The 15,857-nt window shown below is 58.9% G+C and carries 18 protein-coding genes; 6 read left to right on the top strand and 12 right to left on the bottom strand.

The genetic code is table 11. The annotated features are described in order from the left end of the window. The first annotated feature begins 202 nt into the window (after window positions 1-202). A complete protein-coding gene (locus QQG91_RS00875) occupies window positions 203-1,468 on the top strand; it encodes an ROK family transcriptional regulator (RefSeq protein WP_285771102.1) in 1,266 nt (421 codons plus the stop codon). Here QQG91_RS00875 and fmt read toward each other — a convergent pair. The 3 genes from fmt to def (QQG91_RS00860) are packed head-to-tail and all read right to left on the bottom strand — an operon-like array spanning window position 1,465 to window position 3,411. After that, entirely contained in the window at window positions 1,465-2,364 is a 900-nt protein-coding gene (gene fmt, locus QQG91_RS00870) for a methionyl-tRNA formyltransferase (RefSeq protein ID WP_285771101.1), read from the bottom strand. The two genes, QQG91_RS00875 and fmt, sit on opposite strands and share 4 nt — an antisense overlap. Window positions 2,365-2,373: 9 nt before the next feature. Continuing rightward, window positions 2,374-2,871 carry a peptide deformylase gene (gene def / locus QQG91_RS00865; protein WP_285771100.1) on the bottom strand — a complete coding sequence of 166 codons (498 nt, stop codon included), beginning with the start codon at window positions 2,869-2,871 and terminating at the stop codon, window positions 2,374-2,376. Window positions 2,872-2,889: 18 nt separating this feature from the next. Beyond that, the gene (gene def / locus QQG91_RS00860) at window positions 2,890-3,411 is read right to left on the bottom strand and encodes a peptide deformylase (RefSeq protein ID WP_285771099.1); all 522 of its coding nucleotides are present in this window, start codon (window positions 3,409-3,411) and stop codon (window positions 2,890-2,892) included. Between the two features lie 110 nt (window positions 3,412-3,521). On the opposite strand from def (QQG91_RS00860), the gene QQG91_RS00855 reads away from it, so the two are divergent. Then, a complete protein-coding gene (locus QQG91_RS00855; protein WP_285771098.1) occupies window positions 3,522-4,691 on the top strand; it encodes a MalY/PatB family protein in 1,170 nt (389 codons plus the stop codon). Here QQG91_RS00855 and QQG91_RS00850 read toward each other — a convergent pair whose 3' ends face one another. From QQG91_RS00850 to QQG91_RS00815, 8 genes are all read right to left on the bottom strand, one after another. Then, window positions 4,692-5,045: a hypothetical protein gene (locus QQG91_RS00850; RefSeq protein WP_285771097.1), complete on the bottom strand. Its 354-nt coding sequence runs from the start codon at window positions 5,043-5,045 to the stop codon at window positions 4,692-4,694. It abuts the gene before it with no gap. Between the two features lie 95 nt (window positions 5,046-5,140). Next, complete coding sequence (gene cobM / locus QQG91_RS00845) at window positions 5,141-5,914, bottom strand: precorrin-4 C(11)-methyltransferase (protein ID WP_285771096.1); 774 nt, start codon at window positions 5,912-5,914, stop codon at window positions 5,141-5,143. Window positions 5,915-5,952: 38 nt separating this feature from the next. After that, on the bottom strand, window positions 5,953-7,764 hold the full coding sequence (gene cobJ / locus QQG91_RS00840; protein WP_285771095.1) for a precorrin-3B C(17)-methyltransferase: 1,812 nt from the start codon (window positions 7,762-7,764) through the stop codon (window positions 5,953-5,955). Continuing rightward, window positions 7,755-8,456 carry a precorrin-2 C(20)-methyltransferase gene (gene cobI, locus QQG91_RS00835; protein ID WP_285771094.1) on the bottom strand — a complete coding sequence of 234 codons (702 nt, stop codon included), beginning with the start codon at window positions 8,454-8,456 and terminating at the stop codon, window positions 7,755-7,757. The genes cobJ and cobI overlap by 10 nt, the downstream gene beginning before the upstream one ends. A 31-nt stretch (window positions 8,457-8,487) precedes the next feature. Then, entirely contained in the window at window positions 8,488-9,690 is a 1,203-nt protein-coding gene (cbiE, locus tag QQG91_RS00830) for a precorrin-6y C5,15-methyltransferase (decarboxylating) subunit CbiE (RefSeq protein ID WP_285771093.1), read from the bottom strand. Beyond that, complete coding sequence (locus QQG91_RS00825) at window positions 9,687-10,325, bottom strand: precorrin-8X methylmutase (RefSeq protein ID WP_285771092.1); 639 nt, start codon at window positions 10,323-10,325, stop codon at window positions 9,687-9,689. Before QQG91_RS00825 ends, cbiE begins: the two co-directional genes overlap by 4 nt. 64 nt (window positions 10,326-10,389) lie before the next feature. Continuing rightward, complete coding sequence (locus QQG91_RS00820) at window positions 10,390-11,625, bottom strand: sirohydrochlorin chelatase (protein ID WP_285771091.1); 1,236 nt, start codon at window positions 11,623-11,625, stop codon at window positions 10,390-10,392. Continuing rightward, window positions 11,622-11,843: a DUF6732 family protein gene (locus QQG91_RS00815; RefSeq protein ID WP_285771090.1), complete on the bottom strand. Its 222-nt coding sequence runs from the start codon at window positions 11,841-11,843 to the stop codon at window positions 11,622-11,624. The genes QQG91_RS00820 and QQG91_RS00815 overlap by 4 nt, the downstream gene beginning before the upstream one ends. Window positions 11,844-12,129: 286 nt before the next feature. Here QQG91_RS00815 and QQG91_RS00810 point away from each other — a divergent pair, with 286 nt between their 5' ends. Next, window positions 12,130-13,104 carry a glutathione S-transferase family protein gene (locus QQG91_RS00810; protein WP_285771089.1) on the top strand — a complete coding sequence of 325 codons (975 nt, stop codon included), beginning with the start codon at window positions 12,130-12,132 and terminating at the stop codon, window positions 13,102-13,104. Here the strand turns inward: QQG91_RS00810 and QQG91_RS00805 are convergent, their stop codons facing one another. Continuing rightward, window positions 13,105-13,467, bottom strand: a complete 363-nt coding sequence (locus QQG91_RS00805; RefSeq protein WP_285771088.1) for a response regulator — start codon at window positions 13,465-13,467, stop codon at window positions 13,105-13,107. A 169-nt stretch (window positions 13,468-13,636) separates the two neighbouring features. Between QQG91_RS00805 and QQG91_RS00800 the strand changes: the two genes are divergently transcribed. From QQG91_RS00800 to cbiB, 3 genes are read left to right on the top strand one after another with little or no spacing between them, the layout of a single operon-like run. Then, complete coding sequence (locus QQG91_RS00800) at window positions 13,637-14,008, top strand: DUF1636 family protein (protein WP_285771087.1); 372 nt, start codon at window positions 13,637-13,639, stop codon at window positions 14,006-14,008. Beyond that, window positions 14,008-14,949, top strand: a complete 942-nt coding sequence (locus QQG91_RS00795; RefSeq protein WP_285771086.1) for a threonine-phosphate decarboxylase — start codon at window positions 14,008-14,010, stop codon at window positions 14,947-14,949. The genes QQG91_RS00800 and QQG91_RS00795 overlap by 1 nt, the downstream gene beginning before the upstream one ends. After that, the gene (gene cbiB, locus QQG91_RS00790; RefSeq protein WP_285771085.1) at window positions 14,946-15,845 is read left to right on the top strand and encodes an adenosylcobinamide-phosphate synthase CbiB; all 900 of its coding nucleotides are present in this window, start codon (window positions 14,946-14,948) and stop codon (window positions 15,843-15,845) included. The genes QQG91_RS00795 and cbiB overlap by 4 nt, the downstream gene beginning before the upstream one ends. Window positions 15,846-15,857 lie beyond the last annotated feature (12 nt).

Here is a 15,857-nt window from a genome sequence, read left to right as displayed (position 1 = left end):
GGCAGCCGATTAGTCACAGCCCGTTCCCGACTCAGCATCACGCTGTTCGAACTTGCGCGCACAGTGTTGCGTTAATTAATTTGATTGTCAAAATAAAATGGAGTGAAATCCCTCCTTCCCTTCTGGACACATCAGTATTTATCGTGAAAAATGTCGCTGGATGGTGCGTATTCCCGCATTTATAATTCAAGGAATGAATTATATGGCTTCTGGCACGCTTCAAGATGGTGTCATCGACCCGCAAAACGGCTTTGGACCCGTTCAATCTGTCGCGGGACGCGACGGCAAACCTCTGCGCCAACAGATTTTCGAGCAGGTCCGCGCTCATGCCCTTATCCCGCGCTCCGAACTCGCCAAGAGCCTGAACATCAGCCCCGCGACAGTAACGGCTCTTACTGCCGATCTCATTGCCGAAGGTTTGCTCCGCGAAGTTTCGGGGGCCCAGCGCGAAACAGGTCGCGGAAGGCCGCCAGTCGCTCTCGAAGTGATTTCCGAAGCACGCTACACAATCGGGATCAAGATCTCGGAAGAGGCGCATTCAGCGGTGCTCTGTGATCTCTCGGGCAATGTGGTTGCAAAAGCCAAGCTCCAGACCCCAAGTCTTCGCAAGCCGTTGGCGGAGCTGGTGCAGGAGTGCCGCACCTTGGCAGAACAGCTCTTGCAACAGGCAGGTAAGTCGCTTGACGATGTCTCGATTGTTTCGGCGGGTATTGCGGGGATCGTCGACCACAACACGGGCATCGTGACATGGTCCCCCACTTTGACGGAACGGGACGCCAACCTCAAAGCGGCGCTTTCGGTGTCTTTCGGCAAACCCTGCACAATCGACAACGATGCCAATATGCTGACGCTCGCGGAACTCTGGTTCGGCATCGGACGCACGAGACCCGACTTTGTCGTCGTCACGATCGAACATGGCGTAGGTATGGGCATTGTGATGAACAGCCAGCTTTTCCGAGGCACACGCGGACTTGGCACCGAATTCGGCCACACCAAGGTGCAGCTCGACGGCGCTCTCTGCCGCTGTGGACGACGCGGATGCCTCGAGGCGTATCTCGCCGATTATGCGCTCGCACGCGAAGCCTCTACCGCGCTGGGAACTTCGCGCCTGAGCCCGATGAGTCTGCCCGATATGCTCGAAACGCTTTATGAACAGGCCAAAGCGGGGAATAAGGGCGCGCAGACGATTTTCCGCCGCGCAGGCCGCTATCTGGCTGTGGGACTATCGAACATCATCAATCTGATCGACCCTGAGATGATCATTCTGTCGGGCGAGAAAATGCGCTTTGATTATCTCTATGCGGACGAGGTTTTTGCCGAAACGCAAGCGCTGGCGCTTGACCAATCCCGTGCCCCCTGCCTCATCGAGATGCAGACGTGGGATCAATATGTCTGGGCGCGCGGCGCTGCTGCGCTCGCTCTGGGTGAACTGACCGACCGGATTTTCTCCGAAGCCAGAACCGCCTAGCCGATCTTGGGGGGCAGCGTCATCCCGCGCAGCGCATCTTCGGCGCTGACAGCCGTTTTGCCCGCACGCTGGAGCCGTGTGACCTCGATTGCGCCGTCACCACAGGCAATCGTCCAGCCGCCAAGCACTTGGCCTGCGTCACCCGCTCCCTCTGCCAATCTGGACGAGAGCAGCTTGACCCGCTCGCCCTCCGCCTCGCACCATGCACCGGGAAACGGCGAGAGGCCGCGAATTTGGCGATCCACCTCGACCGCAGGGCGGGTCCAGTTGATCCGCGCCTCGGCTTTGTCGATCTTGTGGGCATAGGTCACACCCTCTTCGGGCTGAACCTCGGGGGTCAACTCGGGAAGTTTGGCGAGCGCCTCGACGATCAGCTTTGCCCCCATATCGGCAAGCCAATCATGCAGAACACCGGTGGTTTCCTCTGCGCCGATCGACGTCGCCTGTCGCAGCAGGACGGGTCCGGTATCAAGCCCCGCTTCCATCTGCATGATACACACACCCGTTTCAGCATCACCCGCCATAATCGCGCGGTGGATCGGTGCAGCACCACGCCAGCGCGGCAAAAGCGAGGCATGGATATTCAGGCAACCATGCTTTGGTGCATCCAGCACCTCTTGCGGAAGGATCAAACCATAGGCGACAACGACCGCGATATCGGCATTCAATGCCGCAAAGGCCGCGCGATCCTCTTCGGACTTGAAATTCAGCGGATGGCGCACATCCAGCCCAAGCTCCAGCGCACGGGCGTGAACGGGTGAGGGACGCTCTTTCTTGCCGCGACCTGCTGGACGGGGCGGCTGGGAATAGACGGCGGCCACCTCGTGGCCCGCTTCGACCAGCGCGTTCAAAGCCGAAACCGAAAAATCCGGCGTGCCCATGAATACGATACGCATCGCGGTCTCCTATCGGTTCAGCTTTTGAGCTTTGCGAAGCAGCATGTCGCGCTTCATCTTGCTCAGACGGTCGAAATACATTCTGCCGTTCAGATGGTCTATCTGGTGCTGCACGCTCGTGGCCCAAAGGCCGACAAAATCACGCTCTTCGATCTCGCCATTTTCATTGAGGAATTTGACGGTCACGGCGCGGGGGCGCGTCACCTTTGCCGATACACCGGGAAGATTGGGCGAGGCTTCTTCGTGATCCCGCGGTTGGACACTCGCATGGAGCACTTCGGGATTTGCCATCCGCACGACTTTGCCGCGCTCTTCGGAGCAATCGACAACGGCCAACCTCTGCATGATCCCGAGTTGGACCGCAGCAAGCCCTACCCCCGGCATCTCTTCCATCGCGGTGATCATCTCGTCCCAGATCGCACGGGTTTCGTCGGTAATCGCCGCGACGGGCTCGGCAGGCGTGCGAAGTCGCTTGTCAGGCCACATGACAAAGGGACGATGGGGCATCAGGAAACCTCCGAAGGATCAGCCGCGCGCGCGGTCACGCTTGAGCTTTTGCATCTTGCGGGTGATCATCTGGCGCTTGAGCGGCTTGAGATAATCAATAAAGAGGGTGCCGTTGAGATGATCGATCTCGTGCTGGACACAAGTCGCCCAAAGCTCGTCGAACTCCTCCTCGACCGTCTTGCCATCAAGATCGAGCCAGCGCACGCGCACCATCTTGGGGCGCTCGACCTCGGCGTATTGCTCGGGGATCGACAGACACCCTTCCTCGTAGACGTTGCGCTCTTCGGATTCCCAGATCACCTCGGGGTTCACCAAAACCATCGGGTTTGGCTTGGCCTCGGGGTCGCGCTGAGCATCCATCACGATCAGTCGGTTGAGAATACCGATCTGTGGGGCAGCAAGGCCGATCCCGGGCGCATCATACATCGTCTCGAGCATATCATCGGCTTGACGGCGAATAGCGCTCGAAACCTCTGCAATAGGGTCTGCAACCTTCTTGAGGCGCGGGTCGGGGTGAATGAGAATAGGTTTGATGGTCATGAGCGCGATGTAGCCATTTGTAGGCGCTCCCGCAAGAACCAGTCGTTTTGACCTTGCGCCTTGCCGATCAAACCGCAACCTTGCGCAAACAGGAACAAAGGAGGCTCCTCATGAATTTTGATGAAGTGGTCGATCGCCACGGCACCCATTGCGTCAAATGGGATATGATGGAGCAACTCTACGGCGTGCCCGAAGCAGACGGCCTTGCGATGTGGGTCGCGGATATGGACTTCAAAGCGCCCGACTGCGTCCAGAAAGCGATCAAGGCGCAACTCGATCACGGCATCTATGGGTATTTCGGCGACGAAGGCCCCTATCGCGCTGCCATTCAGTGGTGGATGAAAGAGCGCCACGGCTGGGACATCGACCCCACTTGGATTTTCACCACGCATGGTTTGGTGAACGGCACGGCGCTCTGTATCGACGCCTTTACTCGGGAAGGGGACGGCGTTGTGCTCTTCACGCCCGTCTATCATGCTTTTGCCCGTGTGATTAACGCCTCGAGCCGTCAAGTCGTGGAATGCGAACTGGTGAACAACAACGGGCGATACGAATTCGACTTCGACGCCTATGACAAGCAGATGCTCGGGAACGAGCGGATGCTGATCCTGTGTTCACCGCACAATCCGGGCGGTCGCGTCTGGACACGACAAGAGCTTGAAGAGGTCGTCGCCTTTGCTGCCCGCCACGATCTCGTTATCGTGTCGGACGAGATACATCAGGACCTCACGATGCCGGGGATCAAACATATCCCGACCGCACTTGTCGCGCACACCCGCGAACGGCTTGTCACGATGACCGCAACGACCAAGACCTTCAACATCGCAGGGAGCCATTCGGGCAACGTTATCATCGAAGACCCCGATCTTCGTGATCGTTTTGCTCGGCGTATCGCCGCTTTGGGCATCTCGGCGAATTCGTTCGGACTGTTTATGGCGACAGCCGCCTATTCCCCCGAAGGCGCAGCTTGGGTCGATGCACTTCGCGACTACCTAGACGCCAATCGCCGTCTTTTCGACGAAGGCGTCAATGCCATTCCCGGGGTCAAGTCGATGGCGATGGAGTCCACCTATCTGGCGTGGGTGAATTTCGAGGACACGGGCCTTTCCGTGCAAGAGGTCCAACAGCGCGTCGAGAAGGATGCAAAGATTGCAGCCAACCACGGCATCACCTTCGGCAAAGGCGGCGAGACCTATCTTCGGTTCAACTTTGCGACACCTCGCGTCCGCGTCGAGGAGGCGGTCAAACGCCTCCAAGCCGCGCTCGGCGATCTTCAATGATCAGAAGCTATACCCCAAAAGACCGGCAGGAGCCTCGCGCTCCTGCACATAGTCGAGCGCAGGCCGATCCGAGACAGGTGTGTTCCATTTGAACTCGAAAAGCATCTCGCCTGATTCTTCGGTCGAAGCCACGATCAGACAGCGAGAGACGTGCCGCATACCGTCATAAATCTCGACCTGACCGCGCAAATGGGGCGCGTCTTCGGCGTCCATTGAAAAGCCGGTGTCCCACATCTTGTTGATGCGATAGACCTCGTCCCCCACATGCACGCAGAGACGCGACGAACGACGCAGAGCCGCCTTGCGCGCATCTTCAAGACCTTTGCGAACTGCCTCAGGAAGATATTCCGACATTTTCACCTCCACCGTGTAAGGCCAGCTTGAAGGAGAACCTAAACGATTCAAGCTAACCTTTGGTATTAACGGAGGTATTTCGGAAAATGTTCCTCTCAAGCACCAGTTTTTACGCGCGGGCGTAGAACGTGCGGCTTGGCTGCATCATAGAGGGCCGAGTCGGGAAAGCCGTGATTGTCCGACAGAGCAGGACCCACAAGGACTAGCGCCGTGCGGGTGATCTTGGCCTCTCGAACCTTGGCGTGAATGTCCGAAAGCGACCCGCGAATGATCGCCTGATCGGGCCAACCCACACGATAGACCACTGCGACAGGACAGTCTGCACCGTAGAAGGGAGCAAGCTGACGCTCGATTTCGCGGAGGGCACGGATACCGAGGTGAATGGCAAGCGTCGCCCCCGTGCGGCCAAAGTTTTCAAGCGTCTCGCCTGCGGGCATGGAGGTCGACTTCATCGACATACGAGTCAGGATGATCGACTGCGCAACTTCGGGAATGGTCAGTTCCTGCCCTAGAGCCGCTGCAGCCGCCGCGTAAGCAGGCACCCCCGGAATGATCTGGTAATCGATCCCGTCCGCTTTGAGTCTACGGATCTGCTCGGCGATCGCCCCGTAAAGTGATGGATCCCCCGAGTGCACACGCGCAACGTTCTCGCCGCGCTTGTGCGCCGCGAGGATTTCACCGTGGGTGTCGTCGAGCGTCATCGGCGCGGTGTCGAGAACACGGGCCCCTTCGGGCGCACATGCCACGACTTCTTCGGGGACCAGAGAGCCTGCATAGAGGCAAACAGGGCATTCGCCGATGATCCGACGCGCCTTGAGGGTCAGAAGCTCGGGATCGCCGGGGCCTGCTCCGATAAAGAAAACTGTCATGGCATGGCCTTTCTGTCAGACTGCCGAAAAATTGGAACTTAGGACTTGCCGCTCAGATCGCCGTCGATCTTTCGCGCATAGCCGCGCGGCGTGAACATACGCGGCCCTTCACCAAGCTGCGCAAGCCGCGAGTTGGACGAACCGACAAGCACAACGGTCAGCATATCGACCTCGTCGACCTCGAGCTCATCTAGTCGGCGATAGCGCACATATTCCTCGGGACGACCAAGCGATGACGCTAGCATAACGGGCGTATCTGCGGGGCGATGCTCCAGAAGGATATCGCGCGCTTCAGCCAAGAGAGTGCGGCGGGTTTTGCTTACGGGATTATAGAAGGCGATGACAAAGTCACCTTCGGCAGCGGCCTTGAGGCGACGCAGAATATCCGCACGCGGGGTCAAAAGGTCCGACAGCGAGATGGTACAGAAGTCATGCCCGAGCGGTGCGCCCGCACGTGCAGCAGCGCCTTGAAGCGCCGAAACACCGGGGGAACAGACGACTTCGACGCGGTGCGCGGCATCGCTCACGCCCATCTGGTCGGGGGCACGGTCGAGAAGCTCGAACACCAAAGCGCCCATTGCATAGATACCGGCATCGCCCGAACAGACGAGAGCCACATTGCGTCCTTCGGCAGCGCGCTCCAGCGCATAGCGACAGCGGTCCTCTTCACCGCCCAGCGGGAAATCGGCACGGTGCTTGCCCGCCGCAAGTGGTCCAAGGAGGTCGATGTAGAGGCCGTAACCAACAAGCTCTTCGGCCTCACTGACAAGACGGGACACCTCTGGCGTGCGCCAAGCGGCCTGACCCGGCCCGATCCCGACGACCGAGAGACGCCCGCGCGAGCGGCCTGCCATTTCGGTGATCGGCAGAGGCGCGCGCGCAATCGCACAGGTTGCTTCTGCAATCTTCTGCTTCTCTACGACAAGCACGGCATCAGGCCCCGCCGCCGCAAGCGCCGCACCTTCGGACACACCGTGACAGCCGACTTCGGCAAAAACGACGTCGGACGGATTTGCAAGTCGACCTGCCTCTGCCTCGAGTTCGGCGGCCGTAAACACGCGAAGCGGAACGCCGAGACGACGCGCAGCTTCGTTCATGGCAGGTTCGTCACCTTTGAGATCGAGAGAGGCAACGCATGCGATGGACCCTTTGGCGATCCCCGCATCTGCAAGTGTCTTTTCGACAAAGGCCCAAGTCTCATCCGCATCGGCGCCGCGTGCGGACCCAAGCCCGAGGACGTAACGCTGGGGATGATAGACGAGGTTCGAGCCACTGCCTTCGACAGGCGCTTCGGTCACGGTCAGGGTGACGGCTCCATTCTCGTCGCTTTCGATGCCGAAGATATTCTCGCCGACGACACGCACGCCTTTGCCTGCAAGGATGGCGGACATAGCGTCTTTGGCATCCTCGATATTGGCAATGCAATACCCGAGCGGCGGCTCGTCAAGCGCGACGCCGATGGCAACATCCCCCGCAGTGGTCACGGCGGCCTTTGCCTCCAAAAGCATAGCAATCTCGCTTGCCATACGGTTTGCGCCACGATGGCCGCCAAGCAGCGGGATCACGACCGACCCGTCGTCGCTTACCGAAAGCACGGCCGGCTCGGTCCGCTTGTGGTTCAACACAGGTGCAACTGCGCGGATCAAAATACCGCTCGCGCATACGCCGATGACAGGCACGCCCGCTGCAAACAGCGTCCGCACATGGTCAAGCGCGTTGCCGAAAAAGGCATCGGCTTTGTCCACGCGACCTTCGCGGCCATGTACTTGATATCCGAATTTGGACGCGATGCGATGCGCCACATCCTCACCCGCACGCGAAAGCGTAACGACGACCGGTTTCACAGCCACGGGTCTTCTCCCTTAGTCAGTAGTATCATTGAAAAATAAGGCGCCTTTTCGGGCGCCTTCGAAAGCGGCAGCACAACCTCTTCGGGGAGTGTTGCGCGCTCGACGTAGCTTGCCTTGTCCGTGAGCCCGAGGCTCTCGATCACGGCGCGGATTTTCGGAAGATGACGACCCACCTTCATAATCACAACGCTTTCTGCGCCCTCGATCCGCGCACGAAGCTCTGGCTCGGGGAGCGGACCTGCAAGGACTGTCAGTCTCTCGTTGCGGGCCACAAGCGGGCGACCCGCACGCGCCGCGCAAGCGGTGATCGACGTAACGCCGGGCACGACTTCGACCTCGTAACGGTCGGCAAGCCGCGCATAAAGATACATGAACGAGCCATAGAAGAAGGGATCGCCTTCGCAGAGGCAAACCACATCCTCGCCTGCATCCAAAGCAGCGGCGATTTCTTCGGCCCCCTTGTCATAGGCAGCCTGCGCGGGGGCGCGCTCGACCGTCATCGGGACATCCATAATGATCTCGCGCGCGCCGCTCGGGATGAGTTCAGCGGCAATAGAGCGCGCAAAACTCGACCCGCCCGCAAGGGTCGGATAGGCAATCACGTGCGCGCTTTCGATCAAACGTGCCGCGCGGAGCGTCATAAGATCAGCGGCCCCCGGCCCCAGACCGACACCATAGAGACGTCCCTTCATCGGATGCTCCACTTTTGAATTGTCACAAGGCTCATCGTTTGATCAGGCTCCATTGGGTCACGGTCATAGCAGGACGCCAGCCCGTAAGACGCCCTACCGGCGAGGCACGCTCGACCGACAGTCGAACCAATTCGCCGCCGTGCTCTGCATAAAGCCGCATCAGCTCTGCCTCGGATTCAAGCGTCACGGCATTGGCAACCAAGCGTCCGTGGGTCTTGAGCGCGGCAAAGGCAAAGTCGAAGACCTCTTGCGACAGGCCGCCGCCGATGAACACAGCGTCAGGACGAGCAAGACCTTCGAGAGCCGATGGCGCAGTTCCGTCAATGAGTTGAAGTTTCGGGGTCCCTAGCCGAGCCGCATTGGTCGCCGCCATCGCACGGCGCTCGTCTTTCTGCTCGATCCCGATGGCCATTGCGTGGGGCGCCGAACGCATCCATTCGATTGCGACCGAACCACTGCCCGAACCGATGTCCCACAGCAAAGCGCCCCGCATCGGCATCAGCTTGGCAAGGGTCACAGCGCGGACTTCCTGCTTGGTCATCGTACCGTCCGAGACGAAATTGTCATCTGACAATCCGGGAACACGGGGCAAAAGGGCCGCATCAGGACCCGCGATACATTCGACAGCCATAGTGTTGAATTCGGGCACATCATGGTCCCAGCTCTCGGCGATCCCATCGAAACGCAGCTCGTCTTTGCCGCCCATCGCGGCAAGGACAGTCAGCTTGGACTGGCCGTATCCACGTTCTGTCAGGAACCCCGCGATCTGGGCGGGGGTTTTCGATCCGGTCGTTAAAACAATCATCCGCACTTCGGGCTGGATAAAGGGGATCATCTGCTCGACAGGACGTCCATGGACGGTCAGAAGCTCGATATCGGGCATCGACCATCCCATGCGGGATGCGGCAAGCTGAAACGCAGACAGCTGCGGATGAAAGACGATCTCGCCTTCTTCCATCGCTCGGCCAATGCGTGCGCCGACCGAATACCAAAGCGGATCACCCGTCGCGAGAACGGCGACGCGCTTGCCGCGAAGGCTTTGGAGTAGGTCTATCAAAGCATCGAACGGCGAGGGCCAGCTGATGCGCTCGGCCTTGATCGTCGGGGTGAGTTTGTGGTGCCGATCCCCACCGATGATCACATCAGCGGTTTCGAGGACCGTAATCGTTGCAGCACTCAGACCATCGAGACCGTCTTCGCCGATCCCGATCACATGGAGCCAAGGCGCGGTCATGCGCGGTCCTCGGGGAGACCCGCTGCCAGTGCATTGACCGCAGCAGAGGCCATAGCCGATCCGCCTTTGCGACCCTTGAGCGCGACGAATTCACAGTCGCGCGGATCGGCGGCAAGCTCTGCCTTGGACTCTGCCGCGCCGACAAAACCGACAGGGAAACCGAGGATGACAGCGGGCTTGGGGAACCCCTGATCCAAAAGATCAAGGAGATGGAACAAGGCCGTTGGCGCATTGCCGACCGCAACAACCGCGCCTTCGATGTGCTGCTCCCAAAGCTCGACAGCGGCAGCGGAACGCGTGTTGCCAATGGCTTTGGCGCGCTCGGGCACCTCGTCATTGTTCAGCGTTACGATGACTTGGTTCTCGGCAGGCAGATACCGTCGAATGATGCCCGCGCCGACCATCTCGCAGTCGCAAAGCACAGGCTTGCCAGCGAGGAGCGCCTCGTGCCCAGCGCGATAGGCGTTCGGTGAAAATGCAAGTCGATCAGCAATCTCCACCATTCCGCAAGAATGGATCAACCGCGTGACCAAAGGCACCAGATCGGTTGGAAACCGATCAAGCCGCGCCTCTTTGCGCACTGTGGCAAAGCTCTGCGCGTAAATCGCTAGGGGGTCTTTTTCATAAGGGCGCATCGGTGATCCTTGAGGCATTCGGGGGCAACCCCGAATGCCTTTGGCGAAATGACGGGTATGCGGCTCAGCGCTTGTTGGTTTTCAACACACTTTTCGGCCCGTGCGGGTGATCCGCCTGAGGATAGGCCGCATGATGGTGGTGATGGTCATGCCCGTGGTGATGATGCCCGTGATCGTGACCATGGTGGTGATCATGATGGTGGTGGTCCTGCGCCTTGAGACGGCACATGCCCGTGCAGAAGGTATCGCAAAGCGTGCAATCGGCCACGTTCGATCCCGGAGCCGAAGCACCCTGACCTTCGACGTGGTGATGGTGGCTTTCCTGGATCGCGCCGACCTCGGACTCGAAGCCGATCACCTGCGTGCGGTATTTACACAGAACACAGGTCGGCGGAGGCATATCGCCGAACGCGGGGTGATCGCTCACTTTGATCCCGCCAAGACGTTCCGATGGCTTGATGTGCTTGTGCTCACCGCCTTCGAAGGAAAGGACCTGCTCACGGAACGGGCAAATCGCACAGTTCGGGATGACCGACTTTCCGTTCTGCTCTTTGATCCGCTCGGCAAAGGTTTCGAGCACTTTGGGGTGATCGTTGAGATACCCCGCCTTGACGAAATGGATATCGGGGTGCTGCGCGGCGACCTGATCGGTGAAGCCATAGATACGGTCGATCAGGATACCCGTGAACAGGAAATAAGGAAAAACGACAACGCGCTTGTAGCCGAGCTTGGCCACATGCTGGAGCGCGGGCTCGACAAGAGGGAAGGTCACCCCCGAATAGCCGACCTCGCACCAACCGAACCCCATGCCCTCCCAAAGGATGCGTGCAATTTTGGATACGTTGGCATTGGCATCGGGGTCAGAGGCGCCACGACCGATCACAACAAGACAGGTTTCGTGCAGAGGCACGTCCCCCGCTTTGGAGTTGGCGGCATTGATGGCTTCCTGGATGCGATCCGCCGCGGCAGCGATCATTTTGGGATCGACGCCCAACTCGCGGCCGTATTTGACTTCGATGTTGTGCTTGGCCGCATAGGTATTGAGCACGGTCGGAATGTCGTTCTTGGAGTGCATCGCGGCAAAAAGCATGCCCGGAACAGCCAGAATACGTTCGCAGCCGGCCTCGCGCAGGTTGTCGAGCCCGTCGCGGATCACAGGATTGGCAAACTCGAGATAACCATAGTCCACGACCCAATCGGAAGGCAGATAGGCAGGCAGCTTTTCAGCAAGAACTTTGAATTCGTCCACTGCGGCCTTGCTCCGAGAGCCGTGGCCGCAAATCATTACACCGGTTTTCATGCTGTTGCTTCTTCGCTTTCTTCCGCCTCGGTTTCTTCGGCAGGCTCGACTTCATCCTTGCGCCCCTTGAGCGCTTCACGAAGCCCGAGGAGGATCGCAAGACCAAGTGCGGCACCCGCCACCAAATGGTCATGGCCTGCAAACTCGCCGAGATGACCGACATGTGCCGCAGCAGACTGCGCGGTCAGGATCAGAAACAGGGTGAATGCGATACGCATGAGCAATCTCCGTCAAATACCAGAGAGCCGCTCTCGCGGTGCCGACGACGTAACGATCTGGTCCCCAATTGGGTCAACCGCTTCGCCACCAACCTCTCTGGCCCAAATGGGCTTCGTCAGCGGACAGGGTATATTGCACACCGTCGGGGTGCAAATGGTTAAACGTCGCACCGAAGTCGGAAACCGACCTGTGCAATGCTGCACGAGACATGCGCGCTGGGAATGTTTGAGAACCGAGCGCGATGGGCTAGGTTTTGAATAAGGAAAACGAAAGACGGAGTGCAAAATGGGCTATCTCGAAAACGGAACGTGGATCGACAAATGGTACGATACCGAATCGACGGGTGGCAAATTCGTGCGCTCGACCGCAGGCTTCCGCAATTGGATCACCGCAGACGGCGCCGCTGGTCCGACAGGTGACGCAGGGTTCAAGGCAGAGCGCGGTCGCTATCATCTCTATGTCTCGCTGGCTTGCCCTTGGGCCCATAGAACCCTTGTCTTCCGCGCGATCAAGGGACTTGCCGATCACATCTCAGTCTCGGTGGTTCATCCCCATATGCTTTCGGACGGCTGGACCTTCGGGACCGATTTCGACGGCGCGACGGGGGACACGCTTTTCGGTTTCGATTTTCTACGCGAGATCTACACCAAGGCGGACCCGAAAATCTCGGGTCGGGTGACGGTCCCGATCCTCTGGGACAAGGAACAGGGAACCATCGTCTCGAATGAAAGCTCGGAAATCATCCGTATGTTCAATTCGGCCTTTGACGGCATCACCGGAAACACGGACGACTATTGGCCGGAGGCTCTTCGTGACAAGATCGAAGCGGTGAACGAACGCATCTACGACACGGTGAACAACGGGGTATATAAATCAGGCTTTGCAACCACACAAGGCGCATACGAAGAGGCGGTCGAGCCGCTCTTCGAGAGCCTTGACTGGATCGAAGACACCCTTTCGCGCAATCGCTATCTCCTTGGCGAGGCATTGACCGAGGCGGACTGGCGACTTTGGACCACGCTGGTGCGGTTCGATGCCGTGTATCACGGACACTTCAAGTGCAACCGTCGCCGTATCGTCGATTATCCCAATATCTGGGCATATACGCGCGAGCTATACCAGCGTCCCGGCGTCGCGGAAACGCTCGATCTCGATCATATCACCGCCCATTATTACTATAGCCACGATATGATTAATCCGACCCGCGTTGTTCCTGTCGGCCCCGATCTTGACTGGAATGCACCGCACGGACGCGGGTGATCAACCGCGCTGGCCATAATGCGTGACAATCTCGGCGACATCGTTCGGGTCCGTTTCGCATTTGACCAAGGCTCTGGCATTGGCGCTAAAAGCAAAGAGCGAACCGTCCGAGAAAAAGGTCGTATCCGTGACAAAAACCACGTTGGTTTTGGGGGAACGGATACGCGCCCAATCGGCAAGCCCGAGCGCGCTCCCGTCAGGGAGAACGAGGTCCACGAGCATGACGTCGAAGTCCTCGCGCCTTACGGCGTCCATCGCCTCGTCAACGCCGTCTGCAACATCCACTGCATTGCCAAGTCTCTCGATATGGCGCTTCCAAATCCAACTGAGATTCGGATTATTTTCAACAATCAAAACTTTCATCAGGCCCCCGACGTTTTGTCGATTGCACCTCCGACAACGCACTACGCACCTTGGGTTTCGCTCCAAAAGTTTAACGATGCGTTAACAAATGTGCCGCAATCGAGATGACGTGAAGGCACTTGCGAAAGCGGCAAAAATCCGCTTTCAACCCCGTGATATGGAGAGACAAATGACAAGCTGGATCACGATCTGCGACACCTGTAAACGCGAGGACTGGGCGACGAGCGGCAAGACACGCACAGACGGCGAAGAGCTTGCCATTCTGATCGAAGCGGCCGCAGAAGGTCGCGAAACAGTTCGCACGCGACGTGTTTCCTGTCTCATGGGGTGCACCCATGGCTGTAACATCGCGATACAGTCCGAGGGCAAGCTTGCCTATACTCTCGGTCGTTTCGAACCCGATCAGGAAAGCGCAGAAGCTATCGTGGACTACGCCGTCAAACACGCCCAAAGCGAAACAGGACAAGTACCGTTCCGTGAGTGGCCCGTCGGCGTCAAAGGGCATTTTGTGACCCGCCACCCGCCTCTGCCCAAAGACTGATGACACTCAAGAGGGATCATGGCGGCGGTGTCGATGCCGCAATCGAAACGTGGGGCGGTCGGCGCGACGAGTGGCTTGACCTGTCGACGGGGATCAACCCTGTGCCCTACCCGATCGGCGCGATTTCTGCGTCCGCATGGAACGACCTCCCTGATCAACGCGCGCTTTCTGAATTGGAACGCGCTGCGCGTTCATTCTGGAACGTCCCGCAAGAGGCGGCAGTGCTTGCGGCGAACGGTGCATCTGCCCTGATTGCGCGCATGCCCGAAATTGCGCAGGACGGGGCCTATATTCCGGGACCGACCTATAACGAACATGCCGCCGCCTTTCGCCAGATGGGTAAAACCGTCTCAGACAACGACGGTTCGCTTCAAACCCACATTTACGTGCATCCGAACAATCCCGACGGGCGGGTCGTAGACGCGGGCGTGTTTCAAAACCGTAGGCTCACAATTATCGACGAGAGCTTTTGCGACGTGACCTCTGCCCTGTCTTTGATCGAACACAGTTCGAAAAAGGGCGTTCTGATCCTCAAGAGCTTTGGAAAGTTCTGGGGCCTCGCAGGACTTCGGCTCGGGTTTGTGATCGGGGACCCCGAATTGGTCGCATCACTGCGCGAACGTTTGGGACCGTGGAGTGTTTCAGGGCCCGCACTCGAGATCGGAGCGCGCGCGCTTTGCGATCACGAATGGGCAGAGCGGACCCGCGAGCGACTGGCCGAGGATGCCGCGCGGCTTGACGCCTTGATGAGCGCAAATGGGGCAACTCCGCTTGGGGGCACGACTCTCTTTCGTCTCTACGACACCGAAAGCGCCGAAGGCTGGCGAAACCACCTTGCCAAAGGTAAGGTCCTGTCGCGTATTTTCCCCTATTCGAACCGATGGGTCCGTCTCGGTCTTCCGCATCCCGATCGCTGGACACAACTCGAGGACGCGCTGTGATCGTTGCTCTTTCGATGATCCTTGATGCTATTTTCGGAGAACCCAAATGGCTTTGGGACCGCTTTACGCATCCTGCTGTGTTGATGGGTCGTTGCGTGTCCTTTGTCGATGAGCGCTTCAATCAAGGTCGAGCGCGCAAGCTCAAGGGTATGCTGAGTTTCGGAGCCCTTTGCCTTGGCTTCGGGCTGTTGGGGGTGATGCTCGAGGCGCTTCCGTTCGGCGTTGTCGATGTCGTGATCGGTGCAATCCTGATCGCGCAAAAATCGCTGGTCGAGCATGTTGCCGCCGTTGCTTCGGCACTGCGCCTATCGCTCGACGAAGGTCGTCGCCGCGTCGGCTGGATTGTCGGACGCGACACTAAAGAGATGGACCGGGCTGCGGTCTCACGCGCTGCAATCGAAAGTGCAGCCGAGAATTTTTCCGATGGGGTGATTGCGCCGATTTTCTGGTTCGCACTCCTCGGATTGCCCGGACTTTTGATCTATAAGATCACCAATACCGCAGACAGTATGATCGGCTATCGCACCCCGCGGCACGAGCAATTCGGATGGGCCGCAGCGCGCTTTGATGACGTGTTGAACTGGGTGCCTGCCCGGATCACCGCGCTTCTCATTGCCCTGACAACGCGGCCGCTCCCCTCACTTGGCGACATACGCAAAGACGCCGCGCTTCATCGAAGCCCCAACGCAGGATGGCCCGAGGCCGCGATGTCACGGGTTCTGCGGATCGCTCTTTCGGGTCCGCGGTCCTATGAAGGGGAAATGCGGCACTATCCCTTTGTCAACGCAGGCGCGCGCGAAAACGTGACACCCGATGACATCAATCGCGCATGCCGCACTCTCTGGCAGGCATGGGGGATCACATTTGTCGGCGTGGTCTTGCTGGCTCTGTTCTAGAGACTTGCACCA

Source organism: Marivivens sp. LCG002, assembly GCF_030264275.1.
In the GTDB taxonomy this organism is placed as follows: domain Bacteria; phylum Pseudomonadota; class Alphaproteobacteria; order Rhodobacterales; family Rhodobacteraceae; genus Marivivens.
The sequence above is the reverse complement of the archived record's forward strand: the minus strand, read 5'-3'. Positions and strand labels throughout refer to the sequence as shown.